This window comes from Mesorhizobium sp. M0663 (genome assembly GCF_040320585.1).
GTDB lineage: Bacteria > Pseudomonadota > Alphaproteobacteria > Rhizobiales > Rhizobiaceae > Mesorhizobium.
Map to the genome: position 1 here is coordinate 109,199 of NZ_JAMYPX010000012.1, position 21,526 is coordinate 130,724.

Annotated in this window: 19 protein-coding genes; 7 read left to right on the forward strand and 12 right to left on the reverse strand. The window is 62.5% G+C overall.

Annotation, left to right across the window (positions count from 1 at the left end; all coding sequences use genetic code 11):
- Nucleotides 1-104: 104 nt before the first annotated feature.
- Entirely contained in the window at nucleotides 105-926 is an 822-nt protein-coding gene (locus tag NKI54_RS20915) for a UDP-2,3-diacylglucosamine diphosphatase (protein WP_352636784.1), read from the reverse strand.
- A gap of 120 nt (nucleotides 927-1,046) precedes the next feature.
- On the opposite strand from NKI54_RS20915, the gene NKI54_RS20920 reads away from it, so the two are divergent.
- The 3 genes from NKI54_RS20920 to NKI54_RS20930 all read left to right on the forward strand — a co-directional run bounded on the left by NKI54_RS20920 (nucleotide 1,047) and on the right by NKI54_RS20930 (nucleotide 4,979).
- On the forward strand, nucleotides 1,047-1,826 hold the full coding sequence (locus NKI54_RS20920; protein WP_352448726.1) for an SDR family oxidoreductase: 780 nt from the start codon (nucleotides 1,047-1,049) through the stop codon (nucleotides 1,824-1,826).
- Nucleotides 1,827-1,990: 164 nt separating this feature from the next.
- On the forward strand, nucleotides 1,991-2,428 hold the full coding sequence (locus NKI54_RS20925; RefSeq protein ID WP_352636785.1) for a hypothetical protein: 438 nt from the start codon (nucleotides 1,991-1,993) through the stop codon (nucleotides 2,426-2,428).
- 226 nt (nucleotides 2,429-2,654) lie between these two features.
- Nucleotides 2,655-4,979, forward strand: a complete 2,325-nt coding sequence (locus tag NKI54_RS20930; RefSeq protein ID WP_352636786.1) for an NADP-dependent malic enzyme — start codon at nucleotides 2,655-2,657, stop codon at nucleotides 4,977-4,979.
- Nucleotides 4,980-4,991: 12 nt separating this feature from the next.
- On the opposite strand, the gene NKI54_RS20935 is transcribed toward NKI54_RS20930, so the two are convergent.
- Complete coding sequence (locus NKI54_RS20935) at nucleotides 4,992-5,612, reverse strand: DUF1287 domain-containing protein (RefSeq protein ID WP_352594479.1); 621 nt, start codon at nucleotides 5,610-5,612, stop codon at nucleotides 4,992-4,994.
- A gap of 267 nt (nucleotides 5,613-5,879) precedes the next feature.
- Here NKI54_RS20935 and NKI54_RS20940 point away from each other — a divergent pair, with 267 nt between their 5' ends.
- Nucleotides 5,880-7,091, forward strand: coding sequence for a DUF2865 domain-containing protein (locus tag NKI54_RS20940; protein ID WP_352636787.1), 1,212 nt, complete (start codon nucleotides 5,880-5,882; stop codon nucleotides 7,089-7,091).
- Here NKI54_RS20940 and gltX read toward each other — a convergent pair.
- From gltX to NKI54_RS20965, 5 genes are all read right to left on the reverse strand, one after another.
- Entirely contained in the window at nucleotides 7,009-8,382 is a 1,374-nt protein-coding gene (gene gltX, locus NKI54_RS20945; protein ID WP_352692313.1) for a glutamate--tRNA ligase, read from the reverse strand. The genes NKI54_RS20940 and gltX overlap by 83 nt on opposite strands.
- 133 nt (nucleotides 8,383-8,515) lie before the next feature.
- Complete coding sequence (locus tag NKI54_RS20950; RefSeq protein ID WP_352636789.1) at nucleotides 8,516-10,321, reverse strand: ABC transporter ATP-binding protein; 1,806 nt, start codon at nucleotides 10,319-10,321, stop codon at nucleotides 8,516-8,518.
- Between the two features lie 382 nt (nucleotides 10,322-10,703).
- Nucleotides 10,704-11,117 carry a GNAT family N-acetyltransferase gene (locus NKI54_RS20955; RefSeq protein ID WP_352636790.1) on the reverse strand — a complete coding sequence of 138 codons (414 nt, stop codon included), beginning with the start codon at nucleotides 11,115-11,117 and terminating at the stop codon, nucleotides 10,704-10,706.
- A 27-nt stretch (nucleotides 11,118-11,144) separates the two neighbouring features.
- The gene (locus NKI54_RS20960; protein ID WP_352636791.1) at nucleotides 11,145-12,827 is read right to left on the reverse strand and encodes an NAD+ synthase; all 1,683 of its coding nucleotides are present in this window, start codon (nucleotides 12,825-12,827) and stop codon (nucleotides 11,145-11,147) included.
- Between the two features lie 65 nt (nucleotides 12,828-12,892).
- Nucleotides 12,893-13,606, reverse strand: coding sequence for a DNA-3-methyladenine glycosylase I (locus tag NKI54_RS20965; RefSeq protein WP_352636792.1), 714 nt, complete (start codon nucleotides 13,604-13,606; stop codon nucleotides 12,893-12,895).
- 83 nt (nucleotides 13,607-13,689) lie between these two features.
- Here NKI54_RS20965 and NKI54_RS20970 point away from each other — a divergent pair, with 83 nt between their 5' ends.
- Together NKI54_RS20970 and NKI54_RS20975 are read left to right on the forward strand one after the other, a co-directional pair.
- On the forward strand, nucleotides 13,690-14,253 hold the full coding sequence (locus NKI54_RS20970) for a DUF1003 domain-containing protein (RefSeq protein ID WP_023680015.1): 564 nt from the start codon (nucleotides 13,690-13,692) through the stop codon (nucleotides 14,251-14,253).
- A complete protein-coding gene (locus tag NKI54_RS20975; RefSeq protein ID WP_352574954.1) occupies nucleotides 14,250-14,837 on the forward strand; it encodes a DedA family protein in 588 nt (195 codons plus the stop codon). Before NKI54_RS20970 ends, NKI54_RS20975 begins: the two co-directional genes overlap by 4 nt.
- 3 nt (nucleotides 14,838-14,840) lie before the next feature.
- On the opposite strand, the gene NKI54_RS20980 is transcribed toward NKI54_RS20975, so the two are convergent.
- A complete protein-coding gene (locus NKI54_RS20980; RefSeq protein ID WP_352692314.1) occupies nucleotides 14,841-15,146 on the reverse strand; it encodes a hemerythrin domain-containing protein in 306 nt (101 codons plus the stop codon).
- 4 nt (nucleotides 15,147-15,150) lie between these two features.
- On the opposite strand from NKI54_RS20980, the gene NKI54_RS20985 reads away from it, so the two are divergent.
- On the forward strand, nucleotides 15,151-15,447 hold the full coding sequence (locus tag NKI54_RS20985; RefSeq protein WP_352692315.1) for a hypothetical protein: 297 nt from the start codon (nucleotides 15,151-15,153) through the stop codon (nucleotides 15,445-15,447).
- Between the two features lie 22 nt (nucleotides 15,448-15,469).
- Here the strand turns inward: NKI54_RS20985 and NKI54_RS20990 are convergent, their stop codons facing one another.
- From NKI54_RS20990 to mfd, 4 genes are all read right to left on the reverse strand, one after another.
- Nucleotides 15,470-15,829 (reverse strand): diacylglycerol kinase, encoded by a 360-nt coding sequence (locus NKI54_RS20990; RefSeq protein WP_254820160.1) that lies wholly within the window; start codon nucleotides 15,827-15,829, stop codon nucleotides 15,470-15,472.
- Between the two features lie 77 nt (nucleotides 15,830-15,906).
- Nucleotides 15,907-16,326: a GFA family protein gene (locus tag NKI54_RS20995; protein WP_352574951.1), complete on the reverse strand. Its 420-nt coding sequence runs from the start codon at nucleotides 16,324-16,326 to the stop codon at nucleotides 15,907-15,909.
- A gap of 149 nt (nucleotides 16,327-16,475) precedes the next feature.
- Nucleotides 16,476-17,849: a class II 3-deoxy-7-phosphoheptulonate synthase gene (locus tag NKI54_RS21000; protein ID WP_352448710.1), complete on the reverse strand. Its 1,374-nt coding sequence runs from the start codon at nucleotides 17,847-17,849 to the stop codon at nucleotides 16,476-16,478.
- A 179-nt stretch (nucleotides 17,850-18,028) separates the two neighbouring features.
- Nucleotides 18,029-21,526 (reverse strand): transcription-repair coupling factor, encoded by a 3,498-nt coding sequence (gene mfd, locus NKI54_RS21005; protein WP_352692316.1) that lies wholly within the window; start codon nucleotides 21,524-21,526, stop codon nucleotides 18,029-18,031.

The window sequence follows — 21,526 nt, forward strand, 5'->3', positions numbered from 1 at the left end:
CATTCAGCCGGGTCGGCCCGCCACACCTGCCGCTGCTTAACACGGCGAAAAAGTCGATGAAACCGCTGGACTAACCGATTGAAGCGAGATCCGGCCGGATTTGGTCAAGCCGCCCGGACTGCCCTGCCCTTGATGCCGATCGGCACGAGCACCTCGCTGCCGACCGGAGTCTCCGGCAGGACATGCGCCCAGTGCAGGATCTCAATCCGGCCGTCAAAATGCTCGACCACCGCCGTGCAGCTCTCCACCCAATCGCCGGTGTTGATGTATTGCACGTCCTCATAGCGTTCGATCGCGGCATGGTGGATGTGCCCGCAGATCACGCCGTCGACATGCGAGCGGCGCGCCTCCTCGGTCAGCACGGTCTGGAACGAGCCGATGAAATTCACCGCCTTCTTGACCTTGACCTTGGCCCAGGACGAGAACGACCAGTAAGGCAGGCCGAGCACCTGGCGCAGGCGCGTGATGACGCGGTTGACCAGCATCGCCGCGTCATAGGCGTAGTCGCCGAGATAGGCCAGCCAGCGCGCATTATGGACGACGGTGTCGAACTGGTCGCCATGGATGACAAGAAGGCGTTTGCCATCGGCGGTCTCATGGATGGCGCGGTCGGCGACGACAATGCCGCCGAAATGAACGCCCTGGAACTGGCGCGCGAACTCGTCGTGATTGCCGGCGATGTAGGTGATACTGGCGCCCTTGCGCGCCTTGCGCAGCAATTTCTGGACGACGTCATTGTGGCTCTGCGGCCAATGCCAGCTCCGTCTCAAGCGCCAGCCGTCGACGATGTCGCCGACGAGATAGATGATATCGGCATCGTGATGGCGCAGGAAATCGATCAGGAACTCGGCCTTCGCCGCCTTCGATCCGAGATGGACGTCGGAGATGAACATGCTGCGGAAAGTGCGGGGCTCTGCGCCGGACATCATTTGTCACCGTTGCTTTCGCGTGAGGCTATGCCCCGATTCATGCAACAAGCGTATGACGGTTGCGATTGGTCCAGCCATACGGGTAGGTTGCCGCGGCAATCAGAGGAGAAAATCACCATGGATCTCGGCATTCGCGGCAAGAAGGCCATCGTCTGCGCTTCGAGCAAAGGCTTGGGACGCGGCTGCGCCATGGCACTGGCAGAGGCAGGTTGCGATCTGGTGGTCAATGGCCGCAACGCCGACGTGCTGGCCAAAACTGCCGCTGAACTGCGCGAGAAATTCGGCGTCAAGGTGACCGAAATCGTCGGCGACGTATCCAAGCCCGATGTCCAGAAGGCGCTGCTTGCCGCCTGCCCCGATCCCGACATCCTCGTCAACAACAATGGCGGTCCGCCGTTTCGCGATTTCCGTGCGCTCGACCGCGAAAAGATCCTCGAAGGCGTCACCCAGAACATGGTGACCCCAGTCGAGCTGGTTCAGGCGGTGATCGACGGCATGGCGGCGCGCGGCTTCGGCCGCATCGTCAACATCACCTCGCTGTCGGTCTATGTTCCTATCCCCGGCCTCGACCTGTCGTCCGGCGCCCGCGCCGGCCTCACCTCGTTCCTGGCAGGCGTCGCGCGGACGGTGATCGACCGCAATGTGACGATCAACAACATGCTGCCCGGCAAGCTCGACACCGACCGGCTGCGCGGCCCGCACGAGGCCGGCACGCCCGAAGATCCGGCCGCCGCCGCCGCGCGCAAGGCGCAAGCGGCAGCCAACGTTCCGGCCAAGCGACTCGGCACGCCGGAGGAATTCGGCCAGATCTGCGCCTTCCTGTGCTCGGTCCATGCCGGCTACCTGACCGGGCAGAACATACCGGTGGACGGCGGCCTCTATGTCAGCGCGTTTTAGTGGCAGAATCCAAGGCTTGATACCCGCTGAAAACGGCGGGCAACAGGCGCCCTCAGGCAAGCCGAAACAGGGCAACATTATGCTCAAAACGGCGCCCAGTTCACAAGGACTAGGGTTAGTCCGCATGTTATGTCCTGCCTCGCACATGAAAATGAGACCGGCGAATGGCGTCTATTTATCGCTTTGTTGCGCAAAAACTGCTGTCGCACGGGGTTCGAGACACGGCCGACGGCAACCTTGCAATTGCCGACAGGAGATTGTTCCTTGACTTCGTTCGTCTAGAACGAGCGGTTAGGCTAGAGGATTTCGCTACAGTCCAGTCTGCGGTGGTGGCGATAGAAAATCGTTGCTTATCAATGGGTAAACGTCATATCGCGGTGTTTGCATACATGTATCTCAGGTTTTCGGATGCGGCCCCAAAGTTTACTCACCTGGACATCGAGCTTGAGGAAGAAGGAGGTATCCGCCGAACAGTCGACTACCGGCGTAGGGTGTCGTCGACAGAGCGACTTGTCGGCGAGTGGGCTGCCGCTTGGTACGATCGCTATTCCAAGAGTTTCTTTCGTGCACTTTATAGGAGCAACAGCCCCACAGCGAACTAGCGAAAGAATACCTAATCGTCCGCAAACCACCTGAAGCAGACATTCGGCTCGCAGCTCGCTCCAGCAACGCGCCTATCGCCCCAACATTTCAATGGCAGACCGTACAGGCCGGCGGGCGATGCGAAGCCATAAGCTCGCGCTTGCGACATATCACCCCTCGAAAAGGCTCGGCTGCATGCTAAGAGACTCAAAACACCAAACGGACTGAACTGAGGAGGCGGCCGTCATGACAGGCGAAAGCAAGAAGGCGGCCCGATCCGACCTCGACGAAGCAGCGCTCTATTTCCATAAGCACCCCCGTCCCGGAAAGCTTGAAATCCAGGCGACGAAGCCGCTCGGCAACCAGCGCGACCTGGCGCTTGCCTATTCGCCGGGTGTCGCCGCCCCCTGCCTTGAAATCCGCGACGATCCGGCAACCGCTGCCGACTATACAGCCCGCGCCAATCTGGTCGGCGTTGTCACTAACGGTTCGGCGGTGCTCGGCCTCGGCAATATCGGTCCGCTCGCCTCCAAGCCGGTGATGGAGGGCAAAGCGGTGCTGTTCAAGAAGTTCGCCGGCATCGATGTCTTCGACATCGAGATCGACGCACCGGGCATCGAGCGCATGGTCGAGACGATCTCGGCGCTGGAACCAACCTTCGGCGGCATCAACCTGGAAGACATCAAGGCGCCCGAATGCTTCGAGGTCGAGGAGCAGTTGAAAGCCCGCATGGGCATACCGGTCTTCCATGACGACCAGCACGGCACCGCCATCATCGTCGCTGCCGCCGTGCTCAACGGGCTGGAATTCGCCGGCAAGTCCATCTCGGACATCAAGATAGTCACGTCAGGCGCCGGCGCTGCGGCGCTTGCGTGCCTCAACCTTCTGGTCTCGCTCGGCGCGCGGGTCGAAAACATCTGGGTCACCGACCGGTTCGGCGTCGCCCATAAAGGCCGTGTCGAGGAGATGGACCGCTGGAAAAACCCGTATGTGAAGGATACCGAGGCGCGTACGCTGGCCGACGTTCTGCCCGGCGCCGACGTGTTTCTCGGCCTGTCTGCCGCCGGCGTGCTGAAGCCGGAATTGCTCCACCACATGGCGCCCAAGCCGCTGATCCTGGCGCTGGCCAATCCCAATCCCGAGATCATGCCGGAAGCGGCGCGGGCAGCGCGGCCCGACGCGATGATCTGCACGGGCCGCTCCGATTTCCCCAACCAAGTCAACAACGTACTCTGTTTTCCTTACATCTTCCGTGGCGCGCTGGATTGCGGCGCAAGCGCCATCAACGAAGAGATGAAAATGGCTGCCGTGCGAGCGATTGCAGCGCTTGCCCGCGAAGAGCCGTCCGACGTTGCCGCACGTGCCTATTCCGGCGAGACGCCGATCTTTGGTCCGGAGTTCCTGATCCCCTCGCCTTTCGATCCGCGGCTGATCCTGCGCATTGCCCCTGCCGTCGCTAAGGCAGCCTGCGAGACCGGCGTCGCGACCCGGCCGATCACCGATTTCGCCGCCTATATCGACAAGCTGAACCGCTTCGTCTTCCGCTCCGGCCTGGTCATGAAGCCGGTGTTCTCGATGGCCAAGATGTCGAGCGCCAAACGCGTCATTTATGCCGACGGCGAGGACGAGCGCGTGCTTCGCGCCGCCCAGGTCGTGCTCGAGGAAGGCATTGCCGAACCGATCCTGATCGGCCGCCCGCATGTCATCGAGGTGCGGCTGAAGCGCTACGGGCTGCGCATCAAGCCGGGCGTCGATTTCGGCTTGATCAACCCGGAAGACGATCCGCGTTACCGCCACTATGTCGACCTTTTGATCGAGCTTGCCGGCCGGCGTGGGGTGACTACGGAAGCGGCGCGCACCATGGTGCGCACCGACAATACGGTGATCGCCGCCCTTGCCCTGAAGCGCGGCGACGCCGACGCCATGGTCTGCGGCCTCGAAGGCCGTTTCGAGCGCCATTTGCGAAACGTCACGCTGATCATCGGGCCACGCGCCGGCATTAGGGATCGCGACCTGTCGACGCTTTCCATGCTGATCTCGCAGCGCGGCATCATCTTTCTCACCGATACCCATGTCTCGGTCGACCCGACCGCCGAGGAGATTGCGGAAATGACCGTTTTGGCGGCCGAGGAAATTCAGCGTTTCGGCATCGAGCCCAAGGCAGCGCTACTGTCGCATTCTGATTTCGGCTCCCGCGATTCGCCAAGCGCCATGAAGATGCGGCAGGCAGCGGCAATCCTGGCGCGCATCGCGCCCGACCTGCAATGCGACGGCGAGATGCATGCCGACTCGGCACTGTCGGAGCAGCTGCGCCAACGCGTCTATCCGCATTCGCGGCTGAAGGGCGAAGCCAATCTGCTGGTGTTTCCCAATCTCGATTCGGCGAACATCACGCTGACGGCACTGCGCACGATGATGGACGCGCTGCATGTCGGCCCGATCCTGCTCGGCACCGATAGCCCGGCGCACATATTGACCCCGTCCGTCACGTCGCGCGGCGTCGTCAACATGACGGCACTGGCCGTGGTGGAAGCCGCGCACAAGGCGCAAGCCATCGTCGATCTGGGGTAGCCGCGGGCTTTCTCAGATTGGCCTGAACCGGAAATGTCCTGTCTGCCTGAAGGCAAACAAAGTGTCCTCTTCTTTGGCGCCGCCGCCGATATTGTGAATAACCAGCCTTCTTGTCGGCACCACAGTGGAGCGATTGGACGACACGATGGCAATATGCGGCAGATTGCCCGGCAGCATCTGGGCGACAAGATCCCCAGGCCGATAGTCGGCCGGGTCTTGGCTGACGGGCAAGGCGGCACCGCGCCGCTCGAAATAGACCGCAAGATTGGGCACACGGCGGTGGTCGATGTTGCGGTCCGGCGCTTTCAGGCCCCAAGCCTTCGGATAGGCGGCAAAATTGGCCCGCATATCCTCATGCACCAATTCTTGCAGATCGAGATCGAAGGCGCGGCGATAGGCACGGATCACGACATCCGTGCACACACCCCGCTCGGGCTCAACGTCCCCGCCCGGATAGGCCAGGCGTGTATAGGTCGGATCGTAGAGTGTGGTGACGCCGATCTGCTCACGGGCAGCTTCGACCAATTTGGTACCCCAATCCGGCGTGATGGGCTTTTCCTGCGCCATGGCAACCGGCATCGCCAGGCACAAAAGACCAAATTGCAGTGCGGCTCGACGGGTAATCGCGGTCATGCCAAGCCTCCGGGCATTGCTGGATCCGGGCATTCTTCTGGGCGAATACGCCTTTTTCGTGCAGCGCCAGGATGTCGCGGTTCTGGCTCTGTCCGAATACGTCGTGTGGCGTGGTCGACATGCCAGCACTCGTCGTGATCGAAGCCCCGCACAAGGCGCAAGCCATCGCGCATTTGGGCTGAAGCCGGAATCGGCGGTATGCTAAACAAACGGTTAACCGCAAGCGCGGTAGCTTTCAGAACGGCAGACAGGCGGAGTTTCGGAGGGATGACGGGCGCATGTTGGAAGCTGACGCGTGCCGCCGCGCTGCTCGGTGCCCTGCTACTGTGCGACATTGCCGTCACTCAGGCGCAGCCCGCTCCGCGCCTCTGCCGCCAGCTTGAAGCCGATCTTGCCGCCGCTTCTCGTGGTGGCGGCGGCAAACCGGCCTTGTTCAGGAAATATGACGACGCAATCGTCCGGCAGCGCCAGCAGATTTCAAAGGCCGTCAGCCAGGCCAGCAGCGCCGGCTGCGGCTTTTCGCTGTCTCGCCGCAACGCCAACGCATGCGCGGCACTCGACGCCACCATCGATCGCATGGCAGCCAATCTCGACGCCCTGCAGGCCAAGCGCGCCGACCTTGCCGGCGGTGGTTCGCGACGCGATCGCGCGCGCATATTGACGTTGCTTTACGCCAATGGCTGCCGCGATGATGCGGCGCGGACGCCCGCGCCGGTCCGCGAAGCCAGCCGTGAAAACGGCAAGCGAAACCTGCTCGACCAGCTTTTGGGCAGTGACGCAAGTGAACCGGGCGCGCCCGACCAGCCTGAAGGGCCCAGCCAGGCCGAAGAGCTAAGCCAGCCGGGCAACATCCGCACCATGCTCAACAACGCCGACGACTTGGGGCAGCCGCGAGGCGAATTCCGCACCATGTGCGTGCGGACCTGCGACGGTTATTTCTTTCCGATGTCGAATGCCGCCTCACTGGGCGATTTCGAGCGCGACCAGAAGAATTGCGAATCGAGCTGCCCCGGCACAGAAATGCAGGTTTTCTACACGCGCGGCATGAATGGCGATTCGGCGTCCATGACGTCTTCGGTGACCGGCAGGCCTTATATCGAACTGCCGACGGCATACCTCTACAAGCAGTCCGACATGCCGCGGCCGCCGACCTGCGGCTGCAATGCCGCGCAGAATTTCGAGATCATCGCCGGCAACCCGCCAACCCGGGCACAATCTGAGGCGAATGTAGAGAGTACCCCGTTCATTCCGCTGCCGGTTGCTAGGCCTGATCCGGGCGCCGACCCGGAGTCCTTGGCCAATGCGCAAGACGGTCTCGACCGTGAGGCGATCAGACGCCTTGCCGTCAAGCCCGTGCCTTCGCCGACGTCCCTGCCCCCGCCAGAACAGCGCAAGGTCAGGGTCGTCGGGCCAACATTCCTTCCCGACCCAGCAGCGGCAACAGATCTGCAAGCTCCGGACCCGAAGGCTGTCCCGTAAGCGCCAGCCTGAGCGGCATGAACAGCGCCTTGCCCTTACGGCCGCTCGCCTCTCGGATCTTGCCGGTCCAGTCTTTCCAGACGGTGCCGTTCCAAGGCTCCTCCGGCAGCAGTTCGAACGCCTGGCGAAGAAAGTCGCGGTCATCGTCGGAAAACTCCGCCGGCTCCTCTGGACCGTCTCGAAGCGTACGCCACCAGATCGCCGCATCGGCCAGCCTGTCGAGATTGCCGCGCACCGCCAGCCAGAAAGGCTCGGCCTGTTCGCCGGAGATGCCGAGCACGATCAGCCGGTCGCGCGCCTCGGAAAACGGCATGTGATGCAGCAGCGTGCGGTTGAGCACGAAGAGCTCGTCCGGGTCGAATTTGGCGGCGGATTTCGATGTTGCAGCCGGATCGAAGCGCTCGGCTAGCTCGGCCATCGTTGGCACCGCCACGACGTTTTCCGAGGTGCCGACGAGCACCGCCAGCGAAGCGATCGCCATCGGCTCGATGCCGCTCTCACGCAGGCTCTGGATGGACAGCGCGCCGGTGCGCTTCGAAAGTCCCTCGCCTGATGCCGTTGTCAGGAGATTGTGGTGGCCGAACACCGGCGGCTCCGCGCCAAGTGCTCGGAACAGGGCTATCTGGACGCCGGTATTGGTGACGTGGTCGTCGCCGCGAATGACATGGCTGACGCCCATGTCGATGTCGTCGACAACCGAAGGCAATGTATAGAGGTAGGTGCCGTCCTCACGCCGCAGAACCGGGTCTGAAAGCGAGGCGAGGTCGACGGTCTCTTCGCCCCGCACCAGGTCGTTCCAGTGGATTTCGGTGCGCTCCGGCTGCAGCGGATCGCTGCTGAAGTTGGGCAGCAGAAAGCGCCAGTGCGGCCGCCGGCCATCGGCCTCATATTCCGCCACCTGCTCGGGTGCCAGCGTCAGCGCCTCGCGGCCATAGACTGGCGGCAGGCCACGCGTGCGGCGCACCTTGCGCCTCAGGTCGAGCTCTTCGGGCGTCTCATAGCAGGCATAGACGAGGCGCGCCTCCTTCAGCTTCTGCAGTGCGGCATCATAGACTTCGACCCGCCGCGACTGATACTCCGTGGCGTCGGGGAAGATGCCCAGCCAATGCAGGTCATAAAGGATGGCGTCGGAAAATTCCTGCGTCGAACGGGCAACGTCGGTGTCGTCGAAGCGCTGGATGAAGCGGCCCTTGTTCTTGATGGCGAACAGCCAGTTGAACAGAGCGGTGCGCGCATTGCCGATATGGATGCGGCCGGTCGGTGACGGGGCGAAACGGACGGTAACTGTCATGAGCGGGGCGTACCGGATGGTTTTGCTGTTGACAAGACGCGCCCCCGCGCTCTGCGGCAGACATAGAACATGACGAAGGCGAAGAAAAGACTGCAGCGCCACGCGTCCATCAGGACGCGCGGCGCCGCAACCGTCAGATCACCATGCCTTTGGTCAGTTCAAGCGCCTGGCGTTCGAACAGCCGGCGGTAGATGCCGCCTTGCAGCCGGATCAGTTGGTCATGCGAGCCCTCTTCGACGATGCGGCCGCGATCGAACACCAAAAGCCTGTCCAGCGCCCGCACCGTCGACAGCCGGTGGGCAATGACCAGCGTCGTGCGGCCGACCATCAACCGCTCCATCGCCTGCTGGATCAGCACCTCCGATTCCGAATCGAGGCTCGACGTTGCCTCATCCAGGATGAGAATGCGCGCATCGGCAAGAAAGGCGCGTGCGATTGCAACGCGTTGACGCTCACCACCCGATAGCTTTACGCCACGCTCGCCGACCAGCGTGCCATAGCCTTTCGGCAAATTGGCGATGAAGTCATGCGCGCTGGCCAATCGCGCCGCGTGCTCGATCTCGGCCTGCGTGGCGGCCGGCCGGGCATAGGCGATGTTTTCGGCCAGCGACCGGTGAAACAGGATCGGTTCCTGCTGGACAATCGCGATCTGTGCGCGCAGCGACGCCTGCGCCACATTGGCAATATCCTGGCCGTCGATCAGGATATTGCCCGCAGTCACGTCGTAGAGGCGCTGGATCAGCTTGACGAATGTCGTCTTGCCGGAGCCCGAATGGCCAACCAGCCCAACCCGTTCGCCCGGCGCGATGTCCACCGAAAAGTCGCGATAGAGCGGCAGGCGGTGGCTGCCATAATGGAACGTGACCTTGTCGAAGGTGATACGGCCATCGGTGATCCGGATCGGTTTGGCTCCGGGCCGATCCTCAATGCCGAGTGGTTCGGACTGGAAGTCGACCAGTTCCTCCATGTCGTTGATCGAGCGCTGCAGATTGCGGATATGCGTGCCGATGTCGCGCAGATAGCCTTGCAGCACGAAGAATGAGGTCAACACGAAGGCGACATCGCCGGCGCTCGCCTGCCCCCACGACCACAACAGCAGGGAGAATCCGATGACCGCTGCCCTCAAAAGCAGCAGCATCGTCCCTTGCGTGGTGCCGTTGACAGTGCCGCGCATCCAGGTGCGGCGCGTGCGGCCGCGCCATTTAGCGACGACCTCGGCAAGCCGTGTCTCCTCGCGTTCCTCGGCGCCAAAACCCTTGACCACGGCGTTGCAGCTCACCGCGTCGGCCAGCGAGCCGCCGAGCCGTGTATCCCACGCATTGGCAAGCCTTGCCGCGGGCGCGACATAGCCAAGCGACAGCATCGTCGTCACCGCGATGAACAGAACCGAACCGGTGGCGACGACAGCACCCATCAGCGGCCAGAACCAGCCAAGCAGCAGCGTCGAGCCGACGAGCATGACGACCGATGGCAGCAGCGCGATCAGGATCGTGTCGTTGAGCAGGTCGAGCGCCCACATGCCGCGCGTTATCTTGCGCACCGTCGATCCGGCGAAGCTGTTGGCGTGCCAGTCGGTGGAGAAGCGCTGGACGCGGTGGAAGGCGTCGGCGGCGATATCCGCCATCATCTTCAACGTCAGCTCGACAATGGCCATGAAGGCCAGATTGCGCAGCACGACACCGGTGAGCGCCAGGGCCACCAGCATCGAAAAGGCCGCTGTCGCCGCGTTCCACGCAACATCGTCGGCCGCAGCACTGCTGGCGACGGCATCCACCAGCCGGCCGGAATAGAGCGGCGTCAGCACGTCGGCCAAGGTCGAGAGCAGGAACGTGCCCATAATGCCGGCAAGCCGCCACGGCTGACGCCGCCAATGGCTGAGCGTGAAGCCAAGAACGCTGCGAAAGGCGCCCGCGCGCAAATCTATTCGAAAACGAGTCATGATGTCATTCGGGCGCAAACGAGCCCGATCCCACGAAAGTAGAAATTGAAAAACCGCGTCGGCGCCGTTTGGCGCCCGGAGATGCGGAGGTTTGGCGTATTTGGCGGCCCTGTAGAGGGGCGGCGACCGGCAGCGGCGAAATACCTGCCTCGGTTCAGCCTTGCCGCGAGGCTATCTCGCGGCGCACTGACCAAGACCTAGGCTTCGCGGCCTCGCATAACGATGTCAAATCCTAGCATTCGGTTCCTCCTGAAGGGGAATCGCGGAGAGGTGTTTATAGAGACGCCTCAACGCCGCGCCAAGTCAGTAGATAGCCAAAAGCGCATCTGGTCCAAGCAGTGAGACGATTTTGCAACAATCGCGGGTTGTGCGCTGCCTCTGTTCAGGTTGCCGGGATACGGTCGAAGCGCATATAGCGGCCGTCGGTGGAAGGCCTGAAGCCGAGCTTCTCGTAAACCGCATGGGCGTCGTTGGTCGACAGGCTCCAATGCGTGACCGTCTTGACGTCCGGGTGGTCGATAAGCGCCTGGACAAGCCGGGTTCCGATGCCTTGTCCGCGATACCCGGGCCAGACAATTATGTCGGCGAGATAGGCAAATACCGTACGGTCGGTGATCGCCCGGCCGAAGCCGACCTGATTGCCGCCGACATAGGCGCCGACGCACAGTGAGTTGGCGAAGGCGCGGCGGTGCAGTTCGTCGCTGCGGCCACTGCCCCAATAGCTCTCCTTCAAAATGTCGGACGTCGCCCGGAAGTCGATCCGCGACGGGTCGAAGCTGATTTCAAGGTTGGCCATGGCTAAACCGTTAAACAGGCCAATCGCCTACCCGCCATCCCTGAACCGGTTGGTAATGGGATAGCGGCGGTCGCGGCCGAAATTCTTCCTGGTGATCTTCACACCGGGTGCCGCCTGCCGGCGCTTGTATTCGGCGACGTAAAGCAGGTGCTCGACGCGCGTCACCGTCGCCCGGTCATGGCCGCGCGCGACGATGTCGTCGACACCCATCTCGTTTTCGATCAGGCACTCCAATATGTCGTCGAGCACCGGATAGGGCGGCAGCGAATCCTGGTCCGTCTGGTTCTCTCGCAGTTCCGCCGAGGGCGCCTTGTCGATGATGTTGGTCGGGATCACCTCGCCGGACGGACCGAGCGCACCCGGCGGCACATGCGCGTTGCGCCAGCGCGACAGCGCATAGACCTGCATCTTGTAGAGGTCCTTGATCGGATTGAAGCCGCCATTCATGTCGCCATAGAGCGTCGCGTAGCCGACCGACATCTCGCTTTTGTTGCCGGTGGTGACCACCATCGAGCCGAACTTGTTGGAAATCGCCATCAGGATGGTGCCGCGGGCCCGGCTCTGCAGGTTTTCCTCGGTGATGCCTTCCTTGGTGCCCTCGAAAAGCTGTGTCAACGTGTGCAGGAAACCCTCGACCGGCTCGAAGATCGGCACGATGTCGTAGCGGCAGCCGAGCGCGCGGGCGCAGTCCTCGGCATCCTTGAGCGAGTCCTTCGAAGTGTAGCGGTAAGGCATCATCACGGCGCGCAGCCGTTCCTCGCCGAGCGCATCGACGGCAAGTGCCGCGCAGATCGCCGAATCGATGCCGCCGGAGAGGCCGAGCACGACATTCTTGAAGCCGTTCTTGTTGACGTAATCGCGCAGGCCCAACATGCAGGCGCGGTAGTCGGCCTCCTCCTTCTCCGGGATTTTCGACATCGGTCCGTCAGAGCAGAACCAGATGTCATTCTTTCGCTTCCAGGTGGTGACGTTGACCGTCTCCTCGAACTGGCTCATCTGGAAGGCCAGCGTCTTGTCAGAACCTATGGCAAACGATGCGCCATCGAAAACCAGCTCGTCCTGGCCGCCAAGCTGGTTGGCATAGATAATCGGCAGTCCGCATTCGATGACCTGGCGGATGACGATCTGGTGGCGGACGTCGACCTTGCCGCGGTAATAGGGCGAGCCGTTCGGGACCAGCAGGATTTCCGCGCCGCTTTCGGCCAGCGTCTCGCAGACGGCAACCTCGCCCCAGATATCTTCGCAGATCGGCACTCCCACGCGCACGCCGCGGAAATTGACCGGCCCCTGGATCTCGGGGCCGGCCTGGAAGACGCGCTTCTCGTCGAACTCACCGTAATTCGGCAGATCGAGCTTGTAGCGTTCGGCAAGGATCTTGCCGCCATCGGCAAAGATGATCGAATTGTGCGTGCCGGTCTTGCGCTTCAACGGCGTGCCGATGACGAAACCCGGGCCGCCGTCGGCGGTATCGCCGGCGAAATCCTCCGCCGCCCGCTCGCAGGCCTTCAGGAAGGCGGGCTTCAGCACCAGATCCTCAGGCGGATAGCCGGCAAGGAAAAGCTCGGTAAACAGCACGAGGTCGGCGCCTTGGCGGGCGGCATCCGCCCTCGCCTCGCGTGCCTTGGCAAGATTGCCGGCGACGTCGCCGACCGTCGGATTGAGCTGGGCGACGGCGATGCGCAATATGTCTGGAGCGGTCTTGTCTGTCATGCCCGTGGGTTTAGCGCGGCAAAATTCGTCGAGCAATGGCGTTCGTTTGGACCAAACAGTCGACCCTATTCGCCCATATATTCGCGCAAGGCTTCCGGCGGATGGTTCTCGCCGATCGACATTGCCAGAATGCGCGAAATGTGTCGGCGCGGCAGCCCGGTTTCCGCCGCCCAGGCGTTGATCTGCGCCTGGATCCTGCCCAAATCCCTCTTCGACGTCGGGCTCTCCGCAATGTCGAGTCCGGCATCGCGCAGTGCGGCCGCCATATCGGCCGAGACAACAAACGCGTCCCACTCCAGCCAGCGCAGAAAATACTGGCCGGTATTGCCGCCGAGCCGGCTGCCGTGCTTGCCGAGATAGGCCATCAACCCGATCTGGTCATCCGCCGGCCAATTGGCGAGGAATGTGCCGAAGCTGCCATGCTCCTTCGACACGCGCTCGACGAAGGCTGCGTTGTCGCGTACGGATTTGATCTTCTGCGGATTGCGCACGATGCGCTTGTCGGCGGTGAGATCGTGCCAGAAATCGTCAGGTTGGAACAACAGCCGCCTCGGCTCGAAGCCGAGAAATGCCTCTTCGAAGCCCGGCCATTTCTGCTCGATGACACGCCAGACAAAGCCGGCGGCAAAAACCCGCTCGGCCATGGTCGACAGGATCCGGTCGTCCGCAATCTTTGCCACCGCGGCATTGTCGGGCATAGGACCCAGCAGCGACGTCAGCGCTGCCTCACCGCCTTTGCGCTTCGCTGCACGGGCGCGAATTTTCTGAAAATCCACCATTGTTTCCTGACCCCATCGCGTCAATCTACCACTTCCCGTATGAACCGGCAGCTTCTACCTCATCGCTGACGACGGAGGCGACGATGAACAAAACGATCGAGGACCTGGCAAGCCGCTGGCTGAAGCGAAAGCCGGACGGCCTGAGCGCGCTCGAAAGCCGGGTACTGCAATCTACGCTCGAGCGCACCACGATCTCCAAGGACACCAACAAGGCCGTCGCCTTTCACCAGACGTTTGGAGATCGCCTGGCCGACACCATCGCCCGGATCGGCGGCTCGTGGTCCTTCATCCTGGCATTCATTGGCTTCCTGATCCTGTGGACGGCAGGCAATGTCTGGCTCTTGTCGCGCGCCGCCTTCGATCCCTATCCCTTCATCTTCCTCAATCTCGTGCTTTCCATGGTTGCCGCCCTGCAGGCGCCAGTGATCATGATGGCGCAGAACCGCCAGACGGAGCGCGATCGAATCGACGCCGCCCACGACTATGAGGTTAATCTCAAGGCCGAGATCGAGATCATGGCGTTACACGAAAAGCTCGACGAACTGCGCCACAGCCAGATCATCGGCATGCGAGACGAGATCGCCCGGCTGGCCGAGCAGGTGAAGCGCATCGACGACATTCTGTCGAAGCAGCGAACGTCTTCATGACGGAAGTCATCCATCGTCTCATTGAGCAATATGGATTGGTCGCGGTTTTTCTGGGCTGCGTCGCCGAGGGCGAAAGCGCCGCAATTCTTGGCGGTTTTTTTGCGCATCAGCATGTCTTCGTCCCGTGGCAGGCGTTTCTCGCAGCCGCGCTCGGCGCCTTCGGTGGCGACACGTTGTTCTTCATCTTGGGACGGAGCTTCGCCGACCATAAATTCGTGATCAGGCTCCGAGCCCGGCCGGGCTTCAGCCACGCCTACCGCCTTGTCACCTCTCATCCCAACATTTTCGTGCTGTCGAACCGTTACATCTATGGCCTGCGACTGGTCGGCGGAATCGCGGCCGGGCTGTCGGGCATCGCCGCGGCGCGCTTCATCATCCTCAACGCCATCTCGTCGGTAGTCTGGGCGGCACTGTTCTGCACTGTCGGTTATGTCTTCGGGCTGGGCGCGGAGCACATCGTCGGCCAGGCGCTGGCCCGCCACGAGCGGTTGCTGATCGCTCTGGCAATCGGCCTCGTTGTGGCTATCCTCGGCTGGCTGGCGTCGCACTTCCTCGCCAAGAAGGAGCTTCGCAAGGGAAGCTGATCGTCAATCTATGCCGAGCGCACGGTCACCCTTTTCCAGGATCAGCGGGATGATCAGGTCTTCCTCGTCGGCAAGATGCCTGGTCAGCATGGCGATCAGCCGGCTGTTCTCGTCGGCATAGGCATCGGCGGCGAAACGCTGTTTGTCTTCGCTCTCCTGAAGCGTGCGGATGAAGGCATTTGCCGCCTCGGCATTGCGCTCCAGTCCCTCATGGATTGTGTGGTGATCGGCATCGAGAATCTCGAAGCCGCGCTTCAGACGGGTCTCGGCCCTGGCGAAGACCGGGAAATAATGATGGTCCCTCGACATTGTGATGGCCGTCGAGATTGCCGAGGAAATGGTTGAGGCGCGGCGCGAACCAGCGCGCGAATTCCGGCGCGTTCAGCCTACCTTCTCGATAATCGCCGATACCATTGGTGAGCATGCCGCCAAGCTCGCGGAACATATCGTGCCGCTGCAGCCACATATTGGCCACGCCGTGGATGTTGGCATGCGCCTGCCAGATCTCGCGCGGATATTTTTCGGCCAGCCAGCGCAGATCGTCCGGCAGGCCCTCACGTTCGAGCAGCAGAAATCCGGCGGTATCGGTCATGTCGGTTCCCTCAATTGACCGGCATGTAGTGTTTGAAACGTCAGATCGGTACCCCGAGGATCCGCTCGACGATGGCGACGCCCCAGACGCCTGCAGCGATTACCACCGAAATAAGCACCGCCAGCGAACCGCAATCCTTGGCCAGTTGGATATCGATGTTGAATTCGCGGCTGAACGCGTCGCATGCCGCCTCGATGCCGGTGTTCAACACCTCGATCATGATCATGAGCAGCACCGCGCCGATAAGCAGCGCATAGCCGCGCCACGATTCCGAAAGGAACCAGCCGAGCGGCAAGGCAAGCACAAGCAGCGTCAGCTCCAGCTGGAAGGCCTCCTCGCTGGCGGCCAGTTTGCGAAACGCCCGCACCGAGTTGTAAAAAGCGTCGATCAGCCGCTGCATGCCAAAACCCTTCGGAATCACCGGCAGGGGATTAGCGCAATGGCTGGACCAAGGGAATAAGGCGACCTCTTCAAAAATCAGTCGCCTGCCACCTTGATCGACGGCGTCGACTTCTCGAACTGCGGCAGCCCGTCATCGATGGCGTAATAATCGCCCTTGTCGCCGACGAAGATATGGCATTCTCCTTGAAGCCCGGTTGGCGCGTCGAACAGCCCTGCCATGACCGAAACATAGCCGTCATCGCTCGGCTTCCAGAACAGCAGAGAGCCGCATGTCTTGCAGAAGCCGCGCCTGGCGAACGAAGAGGCCTCGTACCAGGTGATGCTCTCCGCGCCGGTGATTGTGATGTCGCGGTCGGCAACGTTGGCCGCCGCATAAAAATGCCCGCTCTGCTTCCGGCACTGCGAGCAATGGCAGTAGACGACACCGCGTAGCGGTCCTCGTGTCTGGAACCGCACTGCCCCGCACAAGCATGATCCGCTGTGACTGTCAGCCATGTCGGCCTCCCGATGCAATTGCCATCGCCTGGCAGGATTCCAGTTTTGCGCGCGTTAGGCACGAGCAAATGCGACACCGGCGGGATTGAATAGAAAAAGCGCCGGTTTTCGCCCGGCGCTTCTTCAATGACATCACAGTTCAGATCGTATCAGCCATTGACGGCCTGCTTGTGCTGGACCGGATGGGTCTTCTTGAGCAGATCGGAGACCAGGAACGCCAACTCGATCGCCTGGTCAGCGTTGAGGCGCGGATCGCAATGGGTGTGGTAGCGATCCTGCAGCTCTTCGGCGGTGATGGCGCGGGCGCCACCGGTGCATTCCGTGACGTTCTTGCCGGTCATCTCGACATGGATGCCGCCCGGATGCGTGCCTTCGGCGCGATGCACCTCGAAGAAGGTCTGCACCTCCTTCAGGATGCGGTCGAATGGCCGTGTCTTGTATCCGGCGGCCTCGATGGTGTTGCCATGCATCGGGTCCGACGACCACACCACGCTGCGGCCTTCCTTCTGCACCGCGCGCACCAGCTTCGGCAAATGATCGGCGACCTTGTCGGAACCGAAGCGCGCGATCAGCGTCAGCCGGCCGGGCTCGTTCTCCGGATTGAGCAGGTCGATGAGCTGCAAGAGGCCATCCGGCGTCAGCGACGGACCGCATTTCAGCCCGAGCGGGTTCTTGATGCCGCGGCAATATTCGACATGCGCATGGTCGGGTTGGCGCGTGCGATCACCGATCCAGATCATGTGGCCAGAGGTGGCGTACCAGTCGCCCGAAGTCGAATCGACGCGAGTCAGCGCCTCTTCATAACCGAGCAGCAGCGCCTCATGACTGGTATAGAAGTCGGTCTCGCGCAGCGCGTAATTGGTCTCCGAGGTGATGCCGACGGCCTTCATGAAGTCCATCGTCTCGGTGATGCGGTTGGCGAGCGACTCGTATTTCTCCCCCTGCGGGCTGTCGGACACGAAGCCAAGCATCCATTGATGCACGTTCTCCAGGCTGGCATAGCCACCTTGGGCGAAGGCACGCAAAAGGTTGAGCGTGGCCGCCGACTGGCGGTACGCCATCTCCTGTCTTGCAGGATCGGGAATGCGCGACTTGGCGTCGAACTCGATGCCGTTAATGATGTCGCCGCGATAGCTCGGCAGCGTCACGCCGCCCTTGGTCTCATTGTCGGACGAGCGCGGCTTGGCGAACTGGCCGGCGACACGGCCGACCTTCACCACCGGCTGGGCGCCGGCGAAGGTCAGCACCACCGACATCTGCAAGAAGACGCGGAAGAAGTCGCGGATATTGTCGGCGCCATGTTCGGCGAAGCTCTCGGCGCAATCGCCGCCCTGCAGAAGGAATGCGTCACCGGCAGCGACGGCTGCAAGCTGCTTCTTCAGCTTGCGTGCCTCACCTGCAAAAACCAACGGCGGAAACGTGGCAAGCTGGGCTTCCGTGTTCCTCAGCGCGGCAAGATCCGGATAGGCAGGAACCTGCTGGATCGGCTTAGCTCTCCACGAATTCGGCGACCATTTCGTCATCGAAGCACCTAACGCTCTTTCACACGGACGCCATCGCCCGCCAATCCGCCCCATATGGGGTCGCGGCTCCATACACGAAGCCGATTTCCTATTCTAGACCGGAAGTGGTCGCGTGGCGAATGAGCACGGCACTGCGAAAGTGCCGGTGCGGTTGTGCCCAGAGCACCACCGACGCGCTGCTACGCCGCCTTCTCCACCAGCCGCGCCAGCTGCGTCATGACAACCGCTGAGCCAGCCAGCCGCTTCTCGGGCGTCGCCCAGTCACGGCTGAAGACGACGCTCTGGTCGGGTCGGATCTTGGCCAGCGAGCCTTGTTCGCCGATGAGCTTGACCAGCCCGACCGGATTGGGGAATTCCCGCTTGCGGAAATGGATGACGACGCCTTTCGGCCCGGCGTCGAGCTTCTCCACGTTGGCCTTGCGGCAAAGCGCCTTGATGAAGACGATCTTCAACAGATGTTCAACCTCTTCCGGCAGCGGCCCGAACCGGTCGATCAGCTCGGCGCCGAAAGCATCGATCTCTTCCGTATTTTCGAGATCGCCAAGACGGCGATAGAGCGCCAGCCTGAGCTGCAGATCCGGGACGTAGCTTTCCGGGATCATCACCGCCGTGCCGACGGCGATCTGCGGCGACCAGCCGCCGTCCTGCACCTCGCCGGAATCCTTCACTTCGGCCACCGCCTCCTCCAGCATCTGCTGGTAGAGCTCGAAACCGACCTCCTTGATGTGGCCCGACTGCTCTTCGCCAAGCAGATTGCCGGCGCCGCGGATGTCGAGGTCGTGGCTGGCCAGCTGGAAACCGGCGCCTAGCGTATCGAGCGACTGCAGCACTTTCAGCCGACGCTCGGCTGTATCGGTTAGCTTGCGGTTGGCGGGCAGCGTGAACAGCGCATAGGCGCGCACCTTCGAACGGCCGACGCGGCCACGCAACTGATAGAGCTGCGACAGGCCGAACATGTCGGCGCGATGCACGATCAGCGTGTTGGCGGTCGGTATATCGAGGCCGGATTCGACGATTGTGGTCGACAAAAGCACGTCGTACTGGCCGTCATAAAAGGCATTCATGATATCGTCGAGCTCGCCGGGCGGCATCTGGCCATGGGCCACCGCCACTTTCAGCTCAGGTACAGATTCGCGCAGAAAATCATGGATTTCCGCGAGATCGCTGATGCGCGGTACGACGTAGAAGGAATGGCCGCCGCGGTAGCGTTCTCTGAGCAGCGTCTCGCGGATGACCAGCGGATCGAAGGGCGAGATGAAGGTGCGCACCGCCAGGCGGTCGACCGGCGGCGTAGCGATCAGCGACAACTCGCGCACGCCGGTCAAGGCAAGCTGCAGCGTGCGTGGGATCGGCGTCGCCGACAAAGTCAGAACGTGGACGTCGGTCTTGAGATCCTTCAGCCGCTCCTTGTGCTTGACGCCGAAATGCTGCTCCTCATCGATGATCAGCAGACCAAGATTCTTGAACGAGATCGAGGAGCCGAGCAGTGCATGCGTGCCGACGACGATATCGATCTGGCCTTCGGCGATGCCCTTCTTGGTCTCCGCCAATTCCTTGGCGCCGACCAGCCGCGAGGCCTGGGCGACGCGGATCGGCAGGCCGGAGAAGCGCTGCGAGAAGGTCTTGAAATGCTGGCGCGACAACAATGTCGTCGGCACCACTATGGCCACCTGAAAGCCTTCCATCGCCCCAATGAAGGCGGCGCGAAGTGCAACTTCGGTCTTGCCGAAGCCGACATCGCCGCAGATCAGCCGGTCCATCGGCTTTCCGGCGCCTAGATCATCCATGACCGAATCGATCGCCGTCTGCTGGTCATCGGTCTCCTCATAGGGAAAACGCGCTGCAAACTCGCCATAGAGGCCTTCCGCCGGCACCAACGCCGGCGCGGCCCGCATTTGTCGCTCGGCCGCGATGCGGATCAGTTGCCCGGCCATGTCGAGCAGGCGCTTCTTCAGCCGCGCCTTGCGCGATTGCCAGGCGCCGCCGCCAAGCTTGTCGAGCGTCGCCTCGGCCGAATCCGAGCCATAGCGCGACAGCAGCTCGATGTTTTCCACCGGCAAGAATAGCCGATCGTCGCCGGCATAGTGGATTTCGAGGCAATCGTGCGGCGCACCGACCGCCTCGATGGTGCGCAGCCCGATGAAGCGGCCAATGCCATGGTCGGCATGGACGACGATATCGCCTGAAGACAATGCCGAAGCCTCGGCGATGAAGTCGGACGCGCGCTTCTTGCGCTTCGAGCGCCGGATCAGCCGGTCGCCGAGAATGTCCTGCTCGGCGACGACGACCAGTTTCTCAGTCTCGAAGCCGGATTCGAGCGGCAGCACGGCCAGTCCCGCCTGCCCTGGCTCAAGCCTTTCGGCTTCGGCAAGCGTCGCCACCGGCTTCAGATTGCCAAGGTGATGCTCGACCAGGATCTGGCCGAGCCGGTCGAGCGAACCTTCAGTCCAGCCGGCGACGACGACACGGCGGCGTCCAGCGCGCTCGTCGGAAATGTGTTTTACGACGACGTCGAAAACGTTGGCGTTAGGATCGGCGCGTTCCTCGACGAAGCTGCGGCCGTGGCGCGAGCCGGCATGGAACACCTTTTTCGCGCCGGCATCGGGCGCGTCGAAGGCCGTGAAATCTATCGCCTCGCGCGGGCCAAGCGAGGCAATCAGGTTCTCGGGCGACAGATAGAGCAGATCCGGCGGCACCGGCTTGTAGGGCACCGCGTCCTTCAAGGCGCCGTCGGCCTGCTTCTTGCGCGCTTCGTAGTGGTCGAGGATCAGAGTGTGGCGCTCGGCCAGTGCCTCATGCGCCAGATGGTCGAAAACCACAGGCGCATCGGGCAGGTAGTCGAAGACGGTTTCCAGCCGCTCATAGAAGAACGGCAGCCAGTGCTCCATGCCGGCAAACCGCCTGCCCTCGCTGACCGCCGCATAGAGCCCATCGTCGCGGGAGGGCGCGCCAAAGGCTTCGATGTAGGCGCGGCGGAAGCGGCTGATGGTTTCCGGCGTCAGCGCCACCTCGCTCATCGCCTGCAGCGCCATCGATTTGCGTTGGCCGATGGTGCGCTGGGTTGCGGTGTCGAAGACGCGGATCGATTCCAGCGTATCGCCGAAGAAATCGAGGCGCAGTGCCTCCGTCCAGCCGGGCGCGAAGAGATCGAGAATGCCGCCGCGCACCGCAAATTCGCCGATGCCGCGCACTGTCGGCACTCGCTCGAAGCCGGAATTCTCCAGCCGCGACACCAGCACGTTCATGTCTATCTGGTTGCCGGGTTTGGCGTGGAAGGTCTGCGCCTCGACGAGTTCAGCCGGCGGAATGCGTTGCAACAGCGCATTCGCAGTGGTGAGGACGACGGCGCGGTGCGGCTTCTTCGCCAGCGCAATCATTGCGGCCAGTGCATCGAGCCGCCTTGCGGCGGCATCGGCGCCGGGCGAGACGCGGTCGTAAGGCAGGCAGTCCCAGGCCGGCAGTTCCAGCACCGGCAGGCCCGGCGCCGCAAAGGCAAGCGCCTCGACGATCGCCGGCAGACGCTGGCCGTCGCGCGCCACGAACAGCACCGGCTTGTCGGGGGCGATCTCGTGCGCAGCCTGCACCAGCGCAAAGGCTTCGTAGCCGTCGGCGACGCCATCGACGATGAACTGGCCGGCGCGGCCTTTCGGCAGACCGATCGTAGGGATAAGGCTCAT

Excerpts from the sequence above, each read along its gene's own strand:
- NKI54_RS20925 (WP_352636785.1), top strand. The coding sequence starts at position 1,991 with ATGGCGTCTATTTATCGCTTTGTTGCGCAAAAACTGCTGTCGCACGGG.
- NKI54_RS20985 (WP_352692315.1), top strand. The coding sequence starts at position 15,151 with ATGGCCGTCGAGATTGCCGAGGAAATGGTTGAGGCGCGGCGCGAACCA.
- NKI54_RS20920 (WP_352448726.1), top strand. The coding sequence starts at position 1,047 with ATGGATCTCGGCATTCGCGGCAAGAAGGCCATCGTCTGCGCTTCGAGC.
- NKI54_RS20980 (WP_352692314.1), bottom strand. The coding sequence starts at position 15,146 with ATGTCGAGGGACCATCATTATTTCCCGGTCTTCGCCAGGGCCGAGACC.
- NKI54_RS20915 (WP_352636784.1), bottom strand. The coding sequence starts at position 926 with ATGTCCGGCGCAGAGCCCCGCACTTTCCGCAGCATGTTCATCTCCGAC.
- NKI54_RS20950 (WP_352636789.1), bottom strand. The coding sequence starts at position 10,321 with ATGACTCGTTTTCGAATAGATTTGCGCGCGGGCGCCTTTCGCAGCGTT.
- NKI54_RS20935 (WP_352594479.1), bottom strand. The coding sequence starts at position 5,612 with ATGACCGCGATTACCCGTCGAGCCGCACTGCAATTTGGTCTTTTGTGC.
- NKI54_RS20940 (WP_352636787.1), top strand. The coding sequence starts at position 5,880 with ATGACGGGCGCATGTTGGAAGCTGACGCGTGCCGCCGCGCTGCTCGGT.
- NKI54_RS20995 (WP_352574951.1), bottom strand. The coding sequence starts at position 16,326 with ATGGCTGACAGTCACAGCGGATCATGCTTGTGCGGGGCAGTGCGGTTC.
- mfd (WP_352692316.1), bottom strand. The coding sequence starts at position 21,526 with ATGAGCCTTATCCCTACGATCGGTCTGCCGAAAGGCCGCGCCGGCCAG.
- NKI54_RS20975 (WP_352574954.1), top strand. The coding sequence starts at position 14,250 with ATGACGGAAGTCATCCATCGTCTCATTGAGCAATATGGATTGGTCGCG.
- gltX (WP_352692313.1), bottom strand. The coding sequence starts at position 8,382 with ATGACAGTTACCGTCCGTTTCGCCCCGTCACCGACCGGCCGCATCCAT.
- NKI54_RS20930 (WP_352636786.1), top strand. The coding sequence starts at position 2,655 with ATGACAGGCGAAAGCAAGAAGGCGGCCCGATCCGACCTCGACGAAGCA.
- NKI54_RS20960 (WP_352636791.1), bottom strand. The coding sequence starts at position 12,827 with ATGACAGACAAGACCGCTCCAGACATATTGCGCATCGCCGTCGCCCAG.
- NKI54_RS20955 (WP_352636790.1), bottom strand. The coding sequence starts at position 11,117 with ATGGCCAACCTTGAAATCAGCTTCGACCCGTCGCGGATCGACTTCCGG.
- NKI54_RS20965 (WP_352636792.1), bottom strand. The coding sequence starts at position 13,606 with ATGGTGGATTTTCAGAAAATTCGCGCCCGTGCAGCGAAGCGCAAAGGC.
- NKI54_RS20990 (WP_254820160.1), bottom strand. The coding sequence starts at position 15,829 with ATGCAGCGGCTGATCGACGCTTTTTACAACTCGGTGCGGGCGTTTCGC.
- NKI54_RS21000 (WP_352448710.1), bottom strand. The coding sequence starts at position 17,849 with ATGACGAAATGGTCGCCGAATTCGTGGAGAGCTAAGCCGATCCAGCAG.
- NKI54_RS20970 (WP_023680015.1), top strand. The coding sequence starts at position 13,690 with ATGAACAAAACGATCGAGGACCTGGCAAGCCGCTGGCTGAAGCGAAAG.